Here is a 1,121-nt window from a genome sequence, read left to right on the forward strand (position 1 = left end):
CTGCCGGTGACAAACCGGAGGAAGGTGGGGATGACGTCAAATCATCATGCCCCTTATGACCTGGGCTACACACGTACTACAATGGCCGGTACAACGGGCTGCGAAGCCGCGAGGTGGAGCTAATCCTAAAAAGCCGGTCTCAGTTCGGATTGCAGGCTGCAACTCGCCTGCATGAAGTCGGAATTGCTAGTAATCGCGGATCAGCATGCCGCGGTGAATACGTTCCCGGGTCTTGTACACACCGCCCGTCACACCACGAGAGTTTACAACACCCGAAGTCGGTGGGGTAACCGCAAGGAGCCAGCCGCCGAAGGTGGGGTAGATGATTGGGGTGAAGTCGTAACAAGGTAGCCGTATCGGAAGGTGCGGCTGGATCACCTCCTTTCTATGGAGAATCGTCTTCTGCGATGAAGACATTCAAATAAGCAGCTCAGCTGCAAACTTACTCACTCGTTGCTCAGTTTTGAGAGTTCAAACTCTCATACGTTTGGTGGCGATAGCGAAGGGGTTCCACACGTTCCCATCCCGAACACGACCGTTAAGCCCTTCATCGTCGATGGTACTTGGACCGCAGGGTCCTGGGAGAGTAGAAAGCCGCCAAGCGTAACCCGTTTCGGGTGACAATTCAATATTATTGTGGGCCCTTAGCTCAGTTGGTTAGAGCGCACCTCTGATAAGGGTGAGGTCGGTGGTTCGAGTCCACCAGGGCCCACCATTCAAACTTCATAAGGTTTTTGTATGCGGGGTAGCTGAAAAGTAATTGGAATCAATCTCGTAGGCAAACTTCACTTTTTGGAGTAAGGTTTGGGGCCATAGCTCAGCTGGGAGAGCGCCTGCCTTGCAAGCAGGAGGTCAGCGGTTCGATCCCGCTTGGCTCCACCAACAATGATTTTCTAAGCTTGTTCTTTGAAAACTGGATATCGAAACGAAAAATGCGAATTAGAACATTCCTTTTAGCTGAACTTGTGTCAAACAAGTTTCAATAAAACGGTAGATTGCATCTTACTCTTTACGAGTAACATGGTTAAGCTACTAAGAGCACACGGAGGATGCCTAGGCGCTAGGAGCCGATGAAGGACGTGGCGAACAACGATACTGCCTCGGGGAGCTGTAAGCAAGCT

2 tRNA genes and 3 rRNA genes are annotated in these 1,121 nt (G+C 51.2%); all 5 read left to right on the forward strand.

Going from position 1 to position 1,121, the window contains the following annotated elements:
• Nucleotides 1-385, forward strand: a 16S ribosomal RNA gene (locus L6H98_RS31145); the annotation flags it as partial.
• Nucleotides 386-486: 101 nt separating this feature from the next.
• A 5S ribosomal RNA gene (gene rrf, locus L6H98_RS31150) occupies nt 487-603 on the forward strand.
• Between the two features lie 35 nt (nt 604-638).
• Nucleotides 639-715 (forward strand) — tRNA-Ile (locus L6H98_RS31155).
• A gap of 91 nt (nt 716-806) precedes the next feature.
• Nucleotides 807-882 (forward strand) — tRNA-Ala (locus L6H98_RS31160).
• Between the two features lie 140 nt (nt 883-1,022).
• Nucleotides 1,023-1,121, forward strand: a 23S ribosomal RNA gene (locus L6H98_RS31165); the annotation flags it as partial.

Origin of the sequence: Paenibacillus sp. JJ-223 (genome assembly GCF_927798175.1) — a bacterium.
GTDB lineage: Bacteria > Bacillota > Bacilli > Paenibacillales > Paenibacillaceae > Paenibacillus > Paenibacillus hubeiensis.